Raw genomic sequence first — 18,167 nt, 5'->3', positions numbered from 1 at the left:
GGCAGCCATCAACCGCTTCATCAAAGAGCACAACGAGGATCCGCGTCCCTTCGTCTGGAAAGCCGACCCCCACGACATCATCGCCGCTGTCAGGCGCGGGCACCAAACGTTGGAATCAATCCACTAGTTCCTCGATCATTTTCTTGACCCGATCGGTCACTTGCTTGAGGTCCGCGTCGATCTCCTCCAGTGCCCGGGGTGGCTCGAAGACGTAGAACTGGCGGTTGAAGGGAATCTCGTAGCCCACCTTCGTCTTGCTCTCGTCGATCCACGCGTCCTCAGCATGGGGCAGGACTTCGCGGGTGAAGTAGGCGTCAACATCCTCGTCCAGCGAGATGTTCTCGGTGTCACGCAGAGCGCTGTCAGGTTGCGGCCTACCCTTGGCTTTGCCGCGCTGGCCCAGCACCACATTGCCATCCTCATCCCGCTGCGGGCGCTCGACGGTAATCGTGCGGTATCCGAAAGCACTGTTGGGGAAGAGGCGCGAGAGCGGGGCGAGCTTCACCTTGCCGCCCTCGGGAGCCTGCGGGGCTTGCTCGCCCGCCCAGACGATTTCGCGGCCCACTTCCTTGCCGTCCGCGTCCAGCACGGTGGCGATCTGCGCCTCCTCGGCACGACCGAAAAGCTGGGTGATCCGGCGGATCTGTTCCTCATCCATCTCCTTGCGCTTGGAGCCGAGGGACTTACGCATCTTCTGCCAGAATGCCGAACCGTCAATCAGCTGCACCTGCCCCTTGCGGCTGGCAGGCTTCCGGTTCGAGACGATCCAGACATAGGTAGCGATGCCGGTGTTGTAGAACATGTCCGTAGGCAGGGCGACGATGGCCTCCACCAGATCGTTCTCCAGCATGTAGCGCCTGATCTCACTCTCGCCACTGCCAGCCCCTCCGGTGAACAGCGGGGAGCCGTTCAGAACGATGCCGAACCGGCAACCACCCTCAGTCGCAGGCCGCATCTTCGAAAGCATGTGCATCAGGAACAGCAGCGATCCATCCGACACGCGCGGCAGGCCGGGGCCGAAGCGACCGTTATAGCCTTGGCTCTCGTGTTCCTTGCGGACTTCCTTCTCGACCTTCTTCCACTCCACGCCAAATGGCGGGTTGGCGAGCATGTAGTCGTAGGTTTGGCCGTGATGCCCATCGTCCGACAGCGTGTTGCCGAAGGCGATGTTGGAGACGTCCTGCCCCTTGATGAGCATGTCCGCCTTGCAGATGGCGTAGGATTCCGGGTTCAGCTCCTGCCCCGACATCGTCAGCCGCGCGCCGGGGTTCAGCTCTGCCAAATGCTCCTCGGCCACCGAAAGCATCCCGCCGGTGCCTGCGGTGGGGTCATAGATCGTCCGCACGACGCCGGGTTTCGACAGGACATCGTCATCCTCGACGAAGAGCAAGTTGACCATGAGGCGGATGACCTCACGCGGGGTGAAGTGGTCGCCTGCCGTCTCGTTCGAGGCCTCCGCGAACTTGCGGATGAGTTCCTCGAACACATAGCCCATCTGGTTGTTCGACACCTTGTCGGGGTGAAGGTCGATCCCTGCGAACTTTTCCGTGACGAGGAACAGCAGCTTGGCGCGGGCCAGCTTGTCGATCTGGTTGTGGAACTCGAACTTCTCGAAGATGTCGCGCACTTCGGGCGAGAAGCCTTGAACGTAGGACGTCAGGTTCGCGGCGATGTTATCGGGATCGCCCAGCAGCTTGCCGAGGTCCATCGGGGAGGTGTTGTAGAAGCTGACGCCCGCCTTGCGGCGCAGGAACGGTTCGGGGTTCAGACCCGACTTTTCGCGGAGGTCGTATTCGGCCAAGACATCCGCCTTGGTGCCCTCCAGGACGCAGTCGAGGCGACGAAGGACCGTGAAGGGCAGGATGACCGAGCCGTAATCGGCTGGCTTGTAATCGCCGCGCAGGAGGTCTGCGACGGACCAGATGAAGGCCGACAGTGCTTGCTGATTCATTTCGATATTTCCCCGTTCGACGCTCAGTTAACCGGTGGCCGAACGGGAAGGCAACCCCGCTAGTCCGGGTTGAGGATAATACGGGGTAAGCGTTCGATCTCGACGGCGAGTTGCGGGATCGGCCATTCGCCGTACCGCTCCCCCTCCGTATCCAATGCGTGGCCGGGGATCACGCTCCGCGCCTCGGGATCCATCCCCACGCTGCGAGCGATTGTCTTGAACCTGTGACGCCAGCCGTGGTTAGGCGCTACGTGGGGGTCGGAAACCCCGAGGGATCGCACCCAAGAGGCCAGCCGCTCACCCATTTTCTTGTACTGCGGGTTCCCGTCGGAGCCCCCTCGACCCCTTGAGGGATCGTAGAAGAGCGGGCCATCCTTGCTGCTCTCTACCAACGCGACGAATCCCTGATCGAGCAGATGCGAATGGAGTGGAACGAGACGTGCTTCATCGTTTTTCACACTGCCAGCTTCGGGAGTGATGTTCATCACCCACACGCCGTCGCGCCTGAAGATATCCTGTTTGCGGAGCTGGGTGATCTCGTTCACGCGCGCACCGGAATAGGCGCAGAGCCACGGCACCCACCGTCGTGCCAGCGCGGTCTGCCGTGTGAACCGAGGCGGAACGGGGTCGAGGGTGGCCCTGAGGATGATCTGGGTTTCATCGCTCGTAAACCCGCGCTCTCGAACCTTCACCCGCTTACCGGCCCGGACTGTAACGCCGACCACAGGGTTATCGGCGACCTTCCGGTTCTCCTTCGCCCACCCGAAAACAGCCTTGGCTGCGGCGAGATAAGTCTCACGTACTGTCTTCGGCGACCGTGGCTGCCCATCCTTCTTCGGCTCCCGAAGCAGGTAGTCTTTCCAGCTTATGATGTCGTCGGGAGTGACGCTCGCGGCTGGTTTGCTGTCCAAAAACTCAGACAGGTGCCGCAAGAATCGCCTCCATGCTTTCACCGTTGCCGCAGACGGTTTGCGTTCATCGACATATCCATCGAACATGCTCATGATTGGCGCATCGGATGAGATAGAAGGCTCGACCGGCTGAGCTGGCTGCCACTTTGGTAACATGGCGAGCACAGGATCCTTGCCGTAGTCGCCACGAGTGCGCCGCATCATCAAATCGCAGAACGAAATAAACAGGTCAGCCATGTCCTGCTGGAGGCGCTCCTCCGCCCTTTCGGTTACCTGCAGGCGCTCATGTTCCAGCAAGCGGCTGGCTTCCTTCTTGAGATACGGCGTGATCCGCCACGGGCCCTCAAAGGGGAGATTGTCCAACGCGGCAGCCCTACTCTCGTCAGATGGATAGAGCTGCTCACGCTGCACCTCCCAGCCGATCTCGTCGCCCGGATCATCGCCGTACTCGGCCTCAAGTTGCTGGTACCATTCTCCAGCCAGCGCGCGCGACTGGCGTTCCGTCAGGTCGACAGCGGGCCCGTCGTCATTGCTAGAGCGCAAAGCCGCTATCCGCTCCTCGACCGAAGTCAGCCATGCTCCAAACTCTGCACGCGCCTGCCCTTGCGTCAGGGATGCGGGCCAAGTCGGCTTTTCTTCACGCTTTCCGTAGGCAGTCCGCACGTCGGCGGGGATCACCTTACGCGACGTCCAGAGACCTGTGGGCGTTCGGCTTAGCTTCGCCATTCTAATCGCCATGTGTACCTGCCGCTTGTACCTGAGGCAGTTTGAAAAGCGAAGGAAATCAGCGTTCTCTAGGGTTTCTGCGGGTTTCGGAGGCCCGTGGCGGAGAGGGTGGGAATAATAAAACCCCATTCTATCCGCGAATTAACGCGCTATTTCACGATATGCCGATTTAATTCCCACATTTTCGCCCACGCATACCCTGAATGGTGACATATTCTTATATTGAACTGACCAATATTATTTGTCCATGCCCATCTTGTTGCGTCTTCGGCAATCCATCCCAAAGGATGGGCTGAGGGCGAACAATGGCCGCTCTGTGGGACGAAACCGGCAGGTCTCTGTACGCCACCGAACTGGCCATAGCCGACGTTCGTTCATAGCCCGATTTGAGGCCGTGCGAATGACAGCTACGTTGGACGATCCGGAACGGCAGGTTTCTGCGCGCGAGTGGCGTTAAGCTGCCGCTAGAAGCCGCATTTTGCCTCCTCAACCTGACAATCACTGGGTCCATCAATCAGTGCCATGTCGTACCCTTGCCCCGAGTTGGCCGCCCCAGCCATCGCGCAATGCTCGGCAGCCGCTCGATCACCAGGCGGTCGAGCGGCCACAGGATCGCGACCGATGCAGCGAACAATGGCAGCCACAGTATCAGGAACAGCGCTAGCACACGAAATCCCCACCCGCCGGGCCATCGCGTGTTGGCCGGGGCAGGCGGCGCGCCGAGTTCCCCTGCCGGCTTGCGGCGGCGCCACATCACGAACCCGGAGACAGTGATGGTGATGAGCATGACGGCAGTCGTCAGCCCGATCAACTGGTTGATCCAGCCGAACAGTTGGCCTTCGTGCCAGGCGACGCCATAGCCGACGATCCGGTCGAGGATCTGGCGGTCGGAAAAATCCTCGCGCGAGAGCAGCCGGCCGCTCGCCGCATCGTAGCGGATCGTGACGCGCAGCGGCCGGTTCTGGGCATCGGACTTCACCACCCAATCCGGCGAAGGCTTGCCGCTTCCACCCTCGCCGGCGGGCGCGCCCGGAGGGACGACCAGCACGGGGAAGGCGAGATGGGCGGTTTCGGCATGTCCAACCATCGCATCGAACAGCGCCGGATCGGGCGCTGTCCTGCCTGTCATGGAGGCGGCGGGCGTCGCCGCCATCATCGCGCCGTGATCGTGTTCGGCGTGGAGGCCCGCTGCATCAGCAGGCCGGCCGCCGATCGTCCAGTCCTGCGCGCCTTTCAGCCAGCCCATCTCCTGCCGCACCGCCTTGAAGGCGCTGCCCCAGGCATCGGCCCAGGGCAGTCCAGTGAAGAGAAGGACGAGCGCGAGCCCAGAAACCCAGAAGCCGGTCACAGCGTGCAGATCGCGCCAGAAGGTCCGGCTCCCCCGGCCCAGGCGCGGCCAGACGATGCCGGCGAGCGCCCGGTCCCTCGGCCACCACAGGTAGAGCCCGGTGGCGATCATCACGATCGCCCAGCTTGCCGCCAGTTCGACCAGCCAGCTACCGCTTCGCCCGAGCAGGAGCTGGCCATGGATCTTGCGGTCCATGGCGATGATCCGCTGGTCCGGGTCGAGCACGCCCAGTACCTTGCCCTGCGGCGAGACGAACACGTCGCGCATGCCTTGCCCCTTCGGCAGAGCGAGGTGCACCATGGCGGCGTCGCCCGCCCGCTCCGGCAGACGGTAGGAAGCGAACCCCGCTTCCGGCAACGCCGCCATCGCCGCGGCAAGCTGCGCGGAGGGCGTTGCGGCGTGGTCAGTTGGGAGCCCGTGAAAGGCGCGTTCCTCCCAGCGCTCGACTTGCGGCTTGAACAGGTAGAGCGCGCCCGAGAGCGAGAGCACGATCATCAGCGGCAGCACCAGCAGGCCGGCATAGAAATGCCAGCGCCACACGGTGCGGTAGATGGCGGTTCGTTCCATGATCAGAGTTTCCAGCCGGCTTCGACCACGAAGGTCCGCTGCGGATAAGGATGATAGACCCAGGCCCGGTCGTTGGTGATGTTGTCGACCCCGGCGGACAGGCGCAGGTGCGGATCAAGCTGCCAGTTGAGCCGGGCATCGAGCGCGAACAGTTCCGACGTGTAGCCGAAGGTATCGCCGCGCTGCGTGCCGTCGAGATCTGTATTGGGGCGGCTGGCATAGCGCATGCCCAGCGATCCCTGCACCTTGTCGGTGAAGTCGTAGCGCAGGTTCGCGTTGATCCGCCAATAGGGGATGCGCGGGAACTGCACGCCTTCCGATGCCGGGTCCGAGGGATTGCGCAGCGTCTTGCTGTCGATCCACGCCACATTGCCTTCGAAAGCCATGCCCGCGACGGGCCAGTCATGCGTTTCAACAATGCCTTCGAGGCCCCATTGCCGGGTCAGGTCGATGTTTTTGTAGTTGCTGATCGATACCCCGTTCTGGTTGAAGCCGAAGAACTGGAAGATCGTGTTCTCGACCCGCTGATAGAACAGCGATCCCGTCAGCTTGACCGGGCCGAAAGCGCGGCTGACCAGCAGGTTGGCGTCCTTGCTGCGCTCTGGCTTCAGATTCGGATCGAAGCTGTCGAGGTTGAACGTGCCGTCGCCGTTGAGGCTGCCCTGGAACAGCTCGCCCACGGTCGGAAAGCGCGTCGCCATCGCAAGGCTAAGCTGGACCAGCGTACCGCCCAGATCGACCTGTCCCGAGAGCGTCGGGTTAAGCGCGGTCTCATGCCGGCTGGCATAGCTGTTGTAGACCGGCAGCCCGACATTGGGGGCCGTGGTGCCGAGCCGCCCCAGCCCGCCGTCATAGGCGCGCCAGTCATCGAAGCGCAGCCCGGCGGTGACTTGCGCGGTGGGCGACAGGTGCAGCACGTCCTCGGCCCAGCCCGACAGGATCCGTGTCTTGCCGTAGGTTTCGGACGAGAAAGCCTTGCCGGTATCGCTGGTCCAGTTGGCAAGCGTCGTGTTGAGCGTGTCGATCCGGTAGAAGCTGGCGGTTGCGCCCAAGGCGACGTCATTGACGGCGCCCTTGCGTTCGATCGTCAGGTCGCCGGTGTACCAGCCGGTCGGCCCGGCTTCGGAAAGCTTGCCGGGCCCGCCGTTCTCACCGTTGTCGTAGCCATTCGAGGTACAGCCCTTCTGCCGCGCGATCTGGTAGGTCGACAGCGCCAGCCGTGCATCCCAGCCGCTGCCGAGATCAGCGGCGACCTTCCCGCCCAGCAGGTATTCGTCGCGCTCGGTGCGTGACCAGTTCGCGCCCGCCGCCTTGTAGTTGACGCCGCCAAAGGTGACCTGCGTATCGCCGCACACCGCGTGTCCGGCTGCATCGCGCAGATAGCAGTCGGGCTTGTGCTGGTCGTCGCGGTTGTTCCAATAGGCGAACAGCAGTTCGCCGGTGATCGTGCCGTCGTCATACCCAATCCGCGCCTTGGCCTGTTTCTGGGTGATCAGCGCGGGCGATTGGGCCGCGAAGATCGGTTTGGTCGCGGTGCCCGGTGCGCCGGCAATGCCGGTGCCGGCGGCGGCGGCTTCCTGTTGCTTGGGATCAACCACCGCGCCGGTCACGACTGGGCCGGCCGCGCCGCCCGGCGCCAGGCCGTAAAAGCCCATCGGCTGGCCTTCGTTCCTGAAGTAACGCCCAGTGACGCGCAGCGACCAGGGCCCGTCCTTCTGCTTGAGGCCGAAACCGCCCTCGACCGATCCGCCCCAATAATTTTCCCTGGTACTGAACTGCCGATAGGGCTGCACGAACCCTTGCACATTGACGAAAGCCTCGGTGCCCCTGGGCTCACGCGTGGTGATGTTGACGATGCCGCCCATGGAGTTGCCGACATAGCGCGAGGAATAGGGGCCGTAGACGATGTCGAACTGCTGCACCTCGCCGGGGCCAACCACGCCCCACTTGGGCGAATAGGTGAAGCTGTTGCCGAGGAAGTTGGAGACGACGAAGCCATCGACCATCACCAGCGTGCGTGCGCTCTGGGTCGAATGTGTGCCCCGGAAGCCGGGAACGCCATTGCTGTCGCCGGAATAGCGTTTGCGCACGAAGAAGTCCGGCGCGTACTTCATCAGGTCTTCGGTGTTGAAGGCGTTGATCCCGGCGAACTGTTCGTCGCCAAGGCTCACGGCCAGGCCGCGCGGTTCTATTTCGATCTGGCGCTGATGCTGGCCGACAACGAGGATCGCGTCGCTCGAATCGGTGCCGGAATCGTCAGCCTCATCGGCAAGAGCGGGCGTGGCGGTGACAAGAACGGCCGCCACCGCAATAAGGGAGGTCTTCATGAAATTTTCCTGAACGATGCATGCGTGGACCGGCACGGCAGGCCCGCGTATGCGCTGCGCACTTCGTGCGCGGAATTGTCGGTTATCGTGTCAGGAAAACGAGGGCGGCCCGCGCAGCGGTGGGCGGATATGGTCTGCCCGCTTCGGCAGGACCAGGGAAAGCGGCGCGAAGCCGGTCGCAATGATGAATGCCAGCGCGATGGCGAGCAGGGGCAGATCGACGCCGCTATCAGCCGCCATGCTGAGCGAGGTATAGGGGCAATGCGCATCGGGCATGCTGTCATGCCCCGACTTGCCGCTCCCGTCCTTGCCGGATGGCGGGACGGCGAGTTCGATGGATCGATGCTCGATGCCGCCGAAACAGAGCTGGACCGTGAGCGTCTTGCCGCCCGCTGCGCCGCCAAGCATATAGCCCGGCGGAACAACCGCTTTCACGCATAGCGCCAGGGCCACGACCAGCATGGTCAGGGCGCGATGATCGCGAAGCAGGTTGCGAATGAGCCCCATCCAGCCGCGCCCTTAGCCATGCCCTTGTCGAATGTCACGCGTCTCGATGCTCCGAAGTACGCGCTCCGGTCATCAGTTTTCATAACCATGCGAACAAGAACCGCCATCGGCGATGGCACCCATCCCAGTCGTTAGCCGACGGCCGGCCGGCTTTGCGATCAATGGGGTAAGCCATCGGACAATCGGAGCGTGGGAGTCCTTTTCGCATGTGACGTTATCTCATAACGATCATGGCCGATCGGGCACGGGAGTTTACGTGAGGGTTCGGATAGCGACGTCGCCACGCGGCTATGAGGCCAGTTCGTGCCGGACAAGCAGCAAGATCGACGGTGGTGGCGGCACGATGCGTTGGGCCACGCTTGTAAGGCGTGTCGGGCTCATGGTGCTGCTCTGGGCCGCAATGACCGGCGAAGCCTCGGCGCATCTGCAATGCGTGCCTTACGCGCGCCGTCTCTCCGGCATTGAAATCCACGGCGATGCCAGGACTTGGTGGCAGCAGGCCAAGGGCCGCTATCAGCGGGGTTCGATTCCCAAGGCCGGCGCGGTCATTGCCTTTGCCGCCACCAATGCCATGCCTTTGGGCCACGTCGCGGTGATCGATGAGGTTGTGGATGCACGCCACGTCCTCATCGATCATGCCAATTGGTCAGCGCCGGGGATGATCGAGCATCGTGTCCTTGCCGAAGACGTATCCTCCGACGGTGACTGGAGCCTCGTGCGCATTTTCTACGCCCCCATCGGCGGCCTGGGTGCGCGCTCAAACCCGGTCCGAGGTTTTATCTATCCAAACGCGGAAAACGTGTCACCAGCACCATCGCCGATCGAGATCGCACGCGCCGATCAGCCGGAAGCTGCCCTGCGGAACGTCCCCGGAGGATGAGTGGGTTGACGCGCGCTATTGATATGTCATAACATTACGTCACTACTGCTTCCCCCCACCACAAGGCGCGCCGACCTTCGTGAACGCACACTTCGCTCATTCTGACGGGGCCCGCTGGCGGCTTGGGCTCGTCCTGTTCGCTGCGATCGGCCTGATGTTCCAGTCGCTGCTTGTGCAGACGCATCTGCACGGGCGCGGCGATTGGAGCGGGGGGCTCGTTTCGGGCCGCGCAGCGGAACCGGCTTCGTCGCTGGAAGTGGGTTCCGGGCACAATGCGTCCCCTCCGTGCCTGCTGTGTCAGGAACGGGCCATGGCGGGTCACTACACAACCCCGCCTCCGGTTTCGCATGTCGGTGACGGCGCCGCGATTCTTCAGATCCCGGCGACAGCCCGTCTGGCGGCCATTCACCTGCAGCGCGGACTGCCGTCGCGCCATCCGCGCGGGCCGCCTCACTCCAACCCTTGATCGCGAATACATGCGCCGAAAGGCGCAAATCCGGGCGCACGCGGGCAAGCCGGCGTGTTGCTCGTCAAGGTTCATGGAGATTACCAGAAATGCGCAACATGCTTCTGACAGGTGCAGCTCTTGCTGTCCTAGCCCCTTCGCTCGCCTTCGCACAGGATGCGGACGCCGCTGGTTCGGCCGCCGCACCGCAGGCGGCGCGAGATACAACCTCTCACAACGAGATCGTCGTCACCGCGTCGCCCTTTGCCGCGCTGCAGGATTCCACCCCCGCGATCGTGGCCAAGGTGGACCGCGATCAGATCGTCGACAGCGGCGGTGCCAGCATCGCCAACGCGCTATCCAACGTGCCCGGCGTTTCCGCGACCGGCTTTGCTGCCGGCGCAAGCCGACCGATCATCCGCGGCATGGATGCCAACCGCGTCCGCATTCTGGAGGACGGCACCAGCGCCTCGGACGTGTCCGACATCGGCCCCGACCACGGCGTGCCGATCGACCCGCTCGCCGCGCGCAGCATCGAGGTCGTGCGCGGCGCCGGCACGCTGCGCTACGGCAGCCAGGCGATCGGCGGCGTCGTTAACGTGCTCAACGACCGCGTGCCCATAAGCTTGCCGAGCAAACCGCTCAGCTTCGAGCTCAATGGCGATTATGATACCGTGTCAAACGCGCCTGAGGCATCGGCGCTGGTCGATGCGAAACTGGGCGATTTCGTGCTGCACGCCGATGGCTTCTATCGCCACGCGGACGACTATGACACGCCGCTCGGCACGCTCGACAATTCCTTCGCCCATGCGCACGGCGGCTCGCTCGGCGGGTCGTATTTCTTCGGCGGCAGCCATGTCGGCGTGGGGGTGACCCAGTACGACGCGACTTACGGCATTCCGGCCGACACGTCGCACATCGACATGAAGCAGACCAAGGTGATGACGCGCTCGTCGTTCGATCTGGGAGGAGACCTCCGCCTCACCCTCGACGGCAGCTACGCCAACTACAAGCATAGCGAGATCGCGGAAGACGGAACGATTGCAACCACCTTCCGCAACAAGGAATGGGATGTCCATCCCGAACTGCTGCTCGGCGCGATCGGCCCCTTCGCCAACACCGCGATCGGCGGCGAATATGTGCATCGCCGGTTCTCGGCGGTCGGCGAGGACGCTGCCTATCTGTTCCCGACGCTGACGGAAAGCGAGGCAGGCTATTTCTTCACGGACCTGCCATTGGGAGACTCCGTAAAGCTGCAGGCGAGCGGGCGCGTCGAGCACGTGAGCGTGGAAGGCACGCCCAAGGACGATGTCTTCACCAAGACAAGCTTCACGCCCATCAGCGGCGCGATCGGCGCGCTGTGGACCGCGACACCGTCGCTCAAGCTGGGATTGACCTTCTCCAGCACCGGGCGCGCGCCCGCGCAGACCGAACTGTTCGCGCGCGGCGGGCATGACGGGCCGCAGACTTTCGAGACCGGCGACCCCACGCTCAAGGTCGAACGCGCCAACTCGATCGAGGCGAGCCTGCGTTTCAATTCCGGCCGGTTCCACTTCGACGGCAGCATCTACAGCACCTGGTTCCACAATTACATCCATGGCGACCTCACAGGACGGACCTGCGATGACGACGGGGTGTGCGTCGAGGGGGATGCCAATGAGCTGAAGGAACTGTTCTACCGTCAGCAGAACGCGCATTTCCGCGGGCTTGAGGGCGAGGCTTTCTTCGACGTCGTCCGGACCGACAGCGGCACGTTCCAGTTCCATGTCCTCGGCGACTACGTGCGCGCGACCTTCGACAATGGGGCCGGCAACGTTCCGCGCATCCCGCCCTACCGCATCGGCGGCGGCCTCAACTGGAAGGGTGACAGCCTCGATGCCGGGATGGACCTCACCTACTTCGGCAGGCAGGACAAGTTCGGCGCCTTCGACACCCCGACCCCGTCCTATTACAACCTCAACGCCAAGATCGCCTGGCGTCCGTTCGAACAAAACCGCGGCATCGAGTTTGCGATCATCGGCCAGAACCTGACCGACGACGTCCAGCGCGACGCCGCCGCGCTCAACCGGGCGGACGTCGTCATGCCCGGCCGCAACGTGCGCTTCGTCGTGCGCGTGGCGATGTAGGACCGGTGCCGCCTGTCCGGAGCGCAATGCTCTGGGCAGGCGGCCGGTCTGGTCAGGGTCATGCCGCAAAGTCCGCCATCCACGGGGCACTTGCCGACAACGGGGCGCGAACCTCGGCAAGAAAGGTCGCGCCAGCACCGGATACCCGCAGCGCAACTCGACGAACTCGTCCTCGCCGCGCTCGCCCGGGCAGCGGCGCCGCTAAGCGCCTACCAGATCATTGCCGCCCTGCGGGACGAACGAAAGACGGTCGCGCCTCCGCCCATCTATCGCGCGTTGAAGCGGCTGCTTGATCAGGGTGAAATCGAGCGCATCGAAATGCTCTCGGCCTACCGTATTCGCATTGTGGAAAAGTGTATCCATGCGATCTGCGACTCCTGCGGGGGGCTTTCGAGCATTCCTGCGTCCCACGCTGTTGACGCATTAAACGCGGCTATGAAACACGCCGGCTTCGCTTCGCCGCGCCTCTCGATCGAAGCCACCGGACGCTGCGCCCGCTGCGAACTGGCCGATCGTGGCGGGGCCGGTTGATGGCGCCGGATCGACTGCGCGCCTGCCAACACGCGATAACATGACCTATCTGCCGATCGTGCTTGGCTTGGCAGCGGGCCTGTCTACCTACAGTGGCGGCATCTTGACCTGGCGCTTTGTGAGGCGACGGGCTTTCGTGTTCGCGCTGACCGGCGGCTCCATGGTGGGTTTGGCGTTGCTCGACTTGCTGCCTACGGCACTTCGCACCGGGACCGGAGGTAGCGGGGCGGCGAATATCTTCCCACTCGTCGCCGCGGGCTTTGCGGCATATTTGCTGCTCCACCGCATCCGGAGTACGGGAACGGTCGGCCGGATGACGCTGGTCACGCACAGCCTGATCGACGGGCTGGGAATTGGTCTCGCCTTTCAGGTTTCCAGCGTCACGGGATGGCTGATTGCGGCCGGCGTCCTTGCTCATGATCTTGCCGATGGGGCCAACATGGTGGGGTTGAGCCTGACCGAGAACTCGAAGCGGCTGCACGGCTGGCTGCTTGCCAACGCCATCGCGCCGCTCGTCGGCGCCGCCATCGGACAGGCCGTGGCAATCGACGCACATACTTTTTCGGAAATGCTTGCGCTCTTTGCCGGTGGGTTTTTCTATATCGGTGCCTGCGAGATTCTTCCCAAGAGCCTTGGTTCCGCCTCAACCTGGCTCAATTCTTTTGCGAGCGTGTCCGGTCTAATCGCTATGGGATGCATCGCTCATCTGCTGCCTTGAAGGCATCCTACGATCCAATGTTCGTTTCTGCGGACGGCGGTCGACGACCACCGCTGCTCAAGACGGCTGAAAAGTCTCCGGCCAGGCATTCTGGCTCACCGGAAATTCGGTGAACGTAGGGAAGGTTTTGAGGCCTGGAATTTGGGCTTCGAACGACGGCTATTCAGGCGACCACCGCCGGCCCGCCCGGACCGAGAGCGATGGGCAGCATTTCAACATTTTAACCGGGAATCCGCCATTCCGGATGCGCCAACAGAGCGGACATCAGAACGGGCCGATCGGCAATGTTGGCAATCGCAATGAAGCGCGATGCATCGCGATCAGCGAGTTAGCTTCATCCCGAAATCGTTCCGGCTCCTCAACTAGCGCTGCCATATGTTTGGCGGCCTGCGCTAAGGCCGAATCGGGTTGCGCAAAGCCGCTCGACACACGAACAAACATCTCATTCGCATCAGCGCTGAGGCCGGCCACCCCCGCCATAACGCCGGCGTGATAGGCCATCCACGCGTGGCTGTTAGTCTTACGCACTTCGGAAAGCAGAATCTCTGCGGTAGCGGATGGTGAAACGAATAAATTGGAGAGCCGCAGTGCCTCTTGTTTGGCGCCTTGAGCTAGTCGGGTCGCTTCTTCCGTGAACTGCATTTCTGATGCGAATTCAACATGCTCTTCAAGGCGTCCGCCGAAATCAAAGCTTATGTGATCAAGACCGGACCAAAGCCAGTGGGCAGCGACATTGAGATAGCTGCCTTTGCTCCACGAGCTTGGCTGAAATTCCACGACTGTGACCCACCAACTGTGATCTGCAGTCCAGGTGCGGGATTGGCCTTTGCGTTGGAAACCGAGCGGCGCAAGCTCCGATCTAGCGGCATGAGCGATAATTTTGTCGTGTGGTCCGGCCATCGACTTTTGATGCCCTTTCCCAGGCTCTTCCGCAATGTCCGCTCCCCCCAACAACCGGGCCATTCGGGCCCCGATCGACAGTCCTATTTCCGGCCGTTCGTTGTCGGCTTGGCGCAAATGAACGGATGGCAGATTCCAAAGAGCGGTCCTGGCGCCGGGAACGACCGGTTTTCAGGCGATTCTGTCTGTCACCCCCCAAGGCGATCCATTCCCTGATGCATGAAGGTAGCAGGGCAACTTGGAAACACGCGAGGCACCGTCTATCGGGGTGGCTCATCGCCTCGATGCGAAAGGCTTCCAGGAATGTCGCGATTGAAGTCCGCTCATGACCTTTCCGGTCTGATGAAATTTGCGGGCCGCGAGCCTTGGGACGAAGCGATGGACGAAATGTTGTCGGCGCATCTCGGCCCGACGTGCGAGGCGACCGGGCTCGATCCCGATGCCGTGTTCGAAGTCATCGGCGATCACTGGGAGGGGCCGCTGTGGGGCTGTGCCTTCGAGGATCTGCTGACGCAGGGGCTGGAGCCGGACGGGCGCAATCTGGTCGAAGATTACCTCAAGCGCCGGGGCTGGAACGAGAAGGCACCGAACAAGGCGTACATGCGGGCGCTGCGGGACAGCACCATGTCGCTCTACGAGGTCAGCGAAGTTGTCCCCGGCGAGGCCATGACCCTGCGCGACCTGCTGCGAGACATCGCCCCGGTGACGGTGCGGGAGCACAGCGCGACCCGGACTCTGGTCAACTGGGACAAGATTGCCGCGCGCGTCGTAAATGTGAGCGGGCGACTTGGCATTTCCGGAGCGCTGCTGCCGTTCAGCCCGGAGGGTGCCGCACGGCTGATCGATACGTTTGCCCGGCTTGCTGAAGAGCCGCCACACGCGGCCGGATTTGACCCGTCAGACCGGGATGCATTGCTGCACGCGTCCGCACCGATGTTCACCAACATCTGGTTACTGGATTGCCTGGGCAAGGCCATGCCCGGCGGTGAACCCGAACTGGTCAACGCCGATGGCGACGACCTTGTCTTTCACCGGATCCTTTTCCCTTTGGCAAAGGGTGTGATCGGCAGGAGCGTCTCGCGAAGGCTGAACGCGGCGGAATGGTTGTCGCCCGCCAGCGAGACATTCTGGAACTGGCTGGCACCGCCGGAAAAGGCCCGGAAGCCGGTCAAGGGCAAACAGGCTCTCGTGACCAGCATGGATGATGGCACGCCCGTTTTCGCTAATGTGGAACTCGCGGGCCGCAAGCTGATCGTGGAGGTGAACAGCGCCGAACGCGCGAAGCGGGCGATCGAACAGATGGGCGCATGGCTGGGCGATAGCGTCGGTGCACCGCTGACCGAAATCCGCACGTTATCGCAGGCCATGGCCGATGATGCCGCGCGCGCTGAACCGGATGAAGGTCTGGAAATCCCGCAGGGGGAAATGGAACGATTCATCCACGACATGATGACCCGCGAATACGCGCGGACGCTTGATGAAGCCGTGCCCGCACTCGGAGACAAGACGCCCCGTGCGCTGTCCCGTATCAAGGCCGGCCGGACCAAGGTCGCCGACTGGCTCAAATATCTCGAAAATGGCGCAGCGAAAGCGGGCGCTGGCGACCCAATGGCCAGCTATGACTTCACCTGGATGTGGAACGAACTTGGGCTCGGTGATCTGCGGCATTGATGGTGAACCAACGGCAGCTTGTAGCGAGCCCAACCAATGCGACAAACGGCAGCTCTGTCGGCGGCTTTGTCCGTCCGGCCGAGGTGGCAGCTGCCGACCCATTGTGGCCGTTCGGCAGCCAAATTTCGATCTCCAGGTCCGGAAGGACAGCTCTCCAATCTACGCCCCCAAAACCTGGCCGGAATCGACTTGGCAGCTTTCAGGTGACCGAAGCGCAGAACATGGCTGGCGTTGCGATCGCGCGTTGGAGAATCAAGCCGCCAGCAGCGGCTTAATTTCTTCGATGTCGGCGGCCTGATCCACCAGCAAATCATAATGCGTCTGGAGGTTGAGCCAGAACTCCGGCGTCGTACCAAGTGCCTTGGATAGACGCTTGGCCGTGTCCGGCGTGACCGAAGTCCTCTCCTCGCACAGCCGCTCGATGCGGGTGCGGGGGACATGGATATGCTTCGCCAGCTTGCCAGCAGAAATGCCCATCTCCCCAAGGAACTCATGCTTGAGGATTTCACCGGGATGGACCGGGGTTTTCAACATGGTCATGACGACTCCCTTCAATGATAGTCCACGATCTCTACGTCTTCCGGGCCATTGTCGGTCCAGACGAAACAGATACGCCATTGGTCGTTGATCCGGATCGAATGCTGGCCCTCACGGTCATCAGACAGGGCTTCCAGCCTGTTGCCCGGAGGCGACCGCAAGTCGTCCAGATTTACTGCCGCTTCAAGCATAGCCATCTTCCGCACAGCAGCCCGGAAGATATCGTTCGGGAAGCCCTTGCCTGGCTTGCCCGTCAACACTTGTTCAACCAACTTGCCTTTAGCGCTCTGTATCATGAACTGATACGTATCATCTTGCGATACATGACGCAAGATGTTTACCGACCCTTCCCAGGCATTCAGAGCTCAATTTCCACTGTCCAAGTGCGGACCGGCCGCTTTGCCCTTCAGATCGGACCAGCATGGCCGACTAGCTTCAGGCCTCTACCTGATGACAAAGATGAAAAGAAATGCAGGCGAAGCAAGGGTTGCTCCTAAGGCCCAGTGCCACCAGCGAGGCTCTCGAATATCCTTAAGGGAGCGGCTGAATGCCACCCCTATTCCAGCGACGAAGACCAGTACGGAACTGAATAAGGTTGCACTTTCCGCGTGACTCGACATTGCTATGACAACAGCAGCAAGCAGACAGAGGATAATGCTGAGCCACAAATAGATCTGAAACAGCCAGCGCCAGAACTTTTCAAGGCTACCAAGTGGTTCAGAAGCTTGCATGTGACTAAGGCTAGCTCAGTGGCGAACAGTTTTCTACTCACATTATGGAAGCCTCAAAGCTACCTTGAAGTCCGCTCCCCCCAACAACCGGGCTATTCACGCCCTCGATCGACAGCCCTGATTCCGGCCATTCGTTGTCGGCCAGGCGCAAATGAACGGATGGCAAGTTTCAAGGAGCGGATCTGGCGCCGGGAACGACCGGGTTTGAGGCGTTAAACTCCAAGCCATTCCAACCCGCCCGGCAAGTCATCCGCGCTGAAATCAACCTGCAGCACGCGGCGATGGGCGGGATGGCTGGCCGCCTCCGAGGCATGAAGAGTAGGCGTGGAATAAGCCCAGACATCACCCGCCTCGGCAAAGCAGGCAGCGATACCACATTCCGCAACCACCTGAGCCACTGAAGATTCCGGCAAGCGTCCGCGTCTGTGTGATCCGGGCGCAATCAGCAGAGGAGCATTGGTGGCGGGCACATCATCGATATGCACCCGCAGCGTCACCATCCGCGAGAGCAGCTCGATGGGTGGGGCGACGTGATGCAGGCCAGCCTTGATCGACCATGGCCCGAAGCCGGGCACGTCGATCCTTTCGCGCGCACAGATGGTTCGGTCCTGGTGCCAACCCAGCGACCAGTTGGTGGCCGCGCTCTTGTCAAACAGGATTGCGCGCACGGGCTTTGCCTCGGCGCCAATTGCCTTGCTGGCAATCATGCCGATAGAGCCAGTTGGCGCCAGATAGGAGTGCAATGCAGTCACCCCATGAAGACGGATACCGGCCTGATCGGACGGCAGCGCATCCATGGCCGCCTCCAATTCCGGCAGATCCGCCAAGGCTGCTCCTCGAAACAGTTGTGCGCCATGTTCGGCCAGGCGCAGCTCGTTGAGAAGTGGCTCGGTTTGTCTGAACAGCCTTTGACGTTTGATAAGTGGATCGTCTGCGGTTTGGTTGTTCAAGCTGGCGCCTGCGGGGCGTCATGGAGGTCGGGCGTAGCCCGGCCGGAGTGACGCCCCGCAAGTCGCGGCCAATTCACGCTGCCACGGCCTGTGGCAGATTGTCAAAGTAGGTTTGATCGGGCGTACGTCCGCCGAGGCTCGAGTGAGGTCTCCGGGCGTTGTAGAAGCCCAGGTATCGGCCGATCGAACTGCGCGCTTCGCTGACGCATGCGTCGGCGTGCAGGTAGACTTCCTCGTACTTCACCGAGCGCCACAGCCGCTCGACCACGACATTGTCGCGCCAGGCGCCGCGGCCGTCCATGCTGATGGCGATACCCTCGCGCCGCAGCACGCCGGTGAAG

General features: G+C 62.3%; 16 protein-coding genes and 1 pseudogene. 7 read left to right on the top strand and 10 right to left on the bottom strand.

The annotated features are described in order from the left end of the window. A pseudogene (locus FMM79_RS20555) lies at nucleotides 1-127 on the top strand (IS630 family transposase); the annotation flags it as partial. Here the strand turns inward: FMM79_RS20555 and FMM79_RS20550 are convergent. The 5 genes from FMM79_RS20550 to FMM79_RS20530 all read right to left on the bottom strand — a co-directional run bounded on the left by FMM79_RS20550 (nucleotide 116) and on the right by FMM79_RS20530 (nucleotide 8,337). Then, nucleotides 116-1,951 (bottom strand): class I SAM-dependent DNA methyltransferase, encoded by a 1,836-nt coding sequence (locus FMM79_RS20550; protein ID WP_148629374.1) that lies wholly within the window; start codon nucleotides 1,949-1,951, stop codon nucleotides 116-118. The pseudogene FMM79_RS20555 and the gene FMM79_RS20550 sit on opposite strands and share 12 nt — an antisense overlap. Nucleotides 1,952-2,010: 59 nt before the next feature. After that, on the bottom strand, nucleotides 2,011-3,588 hold the full coding sequence (locus FMM79_RS20545; protein ID WP_240339337.1) for a site-specific integrase: 1,578 nt from the start codon (nucleotides 3,586-3,588) through the stop codon (nucleotides 2,011-2,013). Nucleotides 3,589-4,102: 514 nt separating this feature from the next. Beyond that, nucleotides 4,103-5,503 (bottom strand): PepSY domain-containing protein, encoded by a 1,401-nt coding sequence (locus tag FMM79_RS20540; protein WP_148629372.1) that lies wholly within the window; start codon nucleotides 5,501-5,503, stop codon nucleotides 4,103-4,105. A 2-nt stretch (nucleotides 5,504-5,505) separates the two neighbouring features. Then, nucleotides 5,506-7,830, bottom strand: a complete 2,325-nt coding sequence (locus tag FMM79_RS20535) for a TonB-dependent receptor (protein ID WP_148629371.1) — start codon at nucleotides 7,828-7,830, stop codon at nucleotides 5,506-5,508. Between the two features lie 90 nt (nucleotides 7,831-7,920). Next, nucleotides 7,921-8,337: a DUF2946 family protein gene (locus tag FMM79_RS20530; RefSeq protein ID WP_148629370.1), complete on the bottom strand. Its 417-nt coding sequence runs from the start codon at nucleotides 8,335-8,337 to the stop codon at nucleotides 7,921-7,923. 379 nt (nucleotides 8,338-8,716) lie between these two features. Here FMM79_RS20530 and FMM79_RS20525 point away from each other — a divergent pair, with 379 nt between their 5' ends. The 5 genes from FMM79_RS20525 to FMM79_RS20505 all read left to right on the top strand — a co-directional run bounded on the left by FMM79_RS20525 (nucleotide 8,717) and on the right by FMM79_RS20505 (nucleotide 13,037). Then, the gene (locus tag FMM79_RS20525; protein WP_148629369.1) at nucleotides 8,717-9,217 is read left to right on the top strand and encodes a CHAP domain-containing protein; all 501 of its coding nucleotides are present in this window, start codon (nucleotides 8,717-8,719) and stop codon (nucleotides 9,215-9,217) included. A 79-nt stretch (nucleotides 9,218-9,296) separates the two neighbouring features. Further along, entirely contained in the window at nucleotides 9,297-9,683 is a 387-nt protein-coding gene (locus FMM79_RS20520; protein ID WP_148629368.1) for a hypothetical protein, read from the top strand. Nucleotides 9,684-9,772: 89 nt separating this feature from the next. Continuing rightward, the gene (locus tag FMM79_RS20515; protein ID WP_148629367.1) at nucleotides 9,773-11,788 is read left to right on the top strand and encodes a TonB-dependent receptor; all 2,016 of its coding nucleotides are present in this window, start codon (nucleotides 9,773-9,775) and stop codon (nucleotides 11,786-11,788) included. Between the two features lie 90 nt (nucleotides 11,789-11,878). Beyond that, nucleotides 11,879-12,319 carry a Fur family transcriptional regulator gene (locus FMM79_RS20510; RefSeq protein WP_162528576.1) on the top strand — a complete coding sequence of 147 codons (441 nt, stop codon included), beginning with the start codon at nucleotides 11,879-11,881 and terminating at the stop codon, nucleotides 12,317-12,319. A gap of 40 nt (nucleotides 12,320-12,359) precedes the next feature. Beyond that, nucleotides 12,360-13,037 carry a ZIP family metal transporter gene (locus tag FMM79_RS20505; protein ID WP_148629365.1) on the top strand — a complete coding sequence of 226 codons (678 nt, stop codon included), beginning with the start codon at nucleotides 12,360-12,362 and terminating at the stop codon, nucleotides 13,035-13,037. Nucleotides 13,038-13,301: 264 nt separating this feature from the next. Here FMM79_RS20505 and FMM79_RS20500 read toward each other — a convergent pair whose 3' ends face one another. Continuing rightward, the gene (locus FMM79_RS20500; protein ID WP_148629364.1) at nucleotides 13,302-13,937 is read right to left on the bottom strand and encodes a DUF4304 domain-containing protein; all 636 of its coding nucleotides are present in this window, start codon (nucleotides 13,935-13,937) and stop codon (nucleotides 13,302-13,304) included. A 303-nt stretch (nucleotides 13,938-14,240) separates the two neighbouring features. Here FMM79_RS20500 and FMM79_RS20495 point away from each other — a divergent pair, with 303 nt between their 5' ends. Further along, nucleotides 14,241-15,608: a hypothetical protein gene (locus FMM79_RS20495; RefSeq protein WP_148629363.1), complete on the top strand. Its 1,368-nt coding sequence runs from the start codon at nucleotides 14,241-14,243 to the stop codon at nucleotides 15,606-15,608. A 252-nt stretch (nucleotides 15,609-15,860) separates the two neighbouring features. Here the strand turns inward: FMM79_RS20495 and FMM79_RS20490 are convergent, their stop codons facing one another. The 4 genes from FMM79_RS20490 to FMM79_RS20470 form a co-directional block, all read right to left on the bottom strand. Further along, nucleotides 15,861-16,148, bottom strand: coding sequence for a HigA family addiction module antitoxin (locus FMM79_RS20490; RefSeq protein ID WP_162853572.1), 288 nt, complete (start codon nucleotides 16,146-16,148; stop codon nucleotides 15,861-15,863). Between the two features lie 11 nt (nucleotides 16,149-16,159). Continuing rightward, nucleotides 16,160-16,441 carry a type II toxin-antitoxin system RelE/ParE family toxin gene (locus FMM79_RS20485; RefSeq protein WP_148629362.1) on the bottom strand — a complete coding sequence of 94 codons (282 nt, stop codon included), beginning with the start codon at nucleotides 16,439-16,441 and terminating at the stop codon, nucleotides 16,160-16,162. A gap of 647 nt (nucleotides 16,442-17,088) precedes the next feature. Next, the gene (locus tag FMM79_RS20475) at nucleotides 17,089-17,826 is read right to left on the bottom strand and encodes a phytanoyl-CoA dioxygenase family protein (protein ID WP_371710971.1); all 738 of its coding nucleotides are present in this window, start codon (nucleotides 17,824-17,826) and stop codon (nucleotides 17,089-17,091) included. Nucleotides 17,827-17,899: 73 nt separating this feature from the next. Then, nucleotides 17,900-18,167: integrase core domain-containing protein (locus tag FMM79_RS20470; protein WP_148625073.1), on the bottom strand; the 268-nt coding region annotated here is incomplete at its 5' end.

Source organism: Novosphingobium sp. BW1, assembly GCF_008107685.1.
Lineage (GTDB): Bacteria > Pseudomonadota > Alphaproteobacteria > Sphingomonadales > Sphingomonadaceae > Novosphingobium.
The sequence above is the reverse complement of the archived record's forward strand: the minus strand, read 5'-3'. Positions and strand labels throughout refer to the sequence as shown.

Bases quoted from the DNA above. Each gene is read 5' to 3' on its own strand.
- FMM79_RS20515 (WP_148629367.1), top strand. From the start codon at position 9,773: ATGCGCAACATGCTTCTGACAGGTGCAGCTCTTGCTGTCCTAGCCCCT.
- FMM79_RS20505 (WP_148629365.1), top strand. From the start codon at position 12,360: ATGACCTATCTGCCGATCGTGCTTGGCTTGGCAGCGGGCCTGTCTACC.
- FMM79_RS20530 (WP_148629370.1), bottom strand. From the start codon at position 8,337: ATGGGGCTCATTCGCAACCTGCTTCGCGATCATCGCGCCCTGACCATG.
- FMM79_RS20500 (WP_148629364.1), bottom strand. From the start codon at position 13,937: ATGGCCGGACCACACGACAAAATTATCGCTCATGCCGCTAGATCGGAG.
- FMM79_RS20525 (WP_148629369.1), top strand. From the start codon at position 8,717: ATGGTGCTGCTCTGGGCCGCAATGACCGGCGAAGCCTCGGCGCATCTG.
- FMM79_RS20545 (WP_240339337.1), bottom strand. From the start codon at position 3,588: ATGGCGAAGCTAAGCCGAACGCCCACAGGTCTCTGGACGTCGCGTAAG.
- FMM79_RS20535 (WP_148629371.1), bottom strand. From the start codon at position 7,830: ATGAAGACCTCCCTTATTGCGGTGGCGGCCGTTCTTGTCACCGCCACG.
- FMM79_RS20540 (WP_148629372.1), bottom strand. From the start codon at position 5,503: ATGGAACGAACCGCCATCTACCGCACCGTGTGGCGCTGGCATTTCTAT.
- FMM79_RS20550 (WP_148629374.1), bottom strand. From the start codon at position 1,951: ATGAATCAGCAAGCACTGTCGGCCTTCATCTGGTCCGTCGCAGACCTC.
- FMM79_RS20490 (WP_162853572.1), bottom strand. From the start codon at position 16,148: ATGACCATGTTGAAAACCCCGGTCCATCCCGGTGAAATCCTCAAGCAT.
- FMM79_RS20495 (WP_148629363.1), top strand. From the start codon at position 14,241: ATGTCGCGATTGAAGTCCGCTCATGACCTTTCCGGTCTGATGAAATTT.
- FMM79_RS20485 (WP_148629362.1), bottom strand. From the start codon at position 16,441: ATGATACAGAGCGCTAAAGGCAAGTTGGTTGAACAAGTGTTGACGGGC.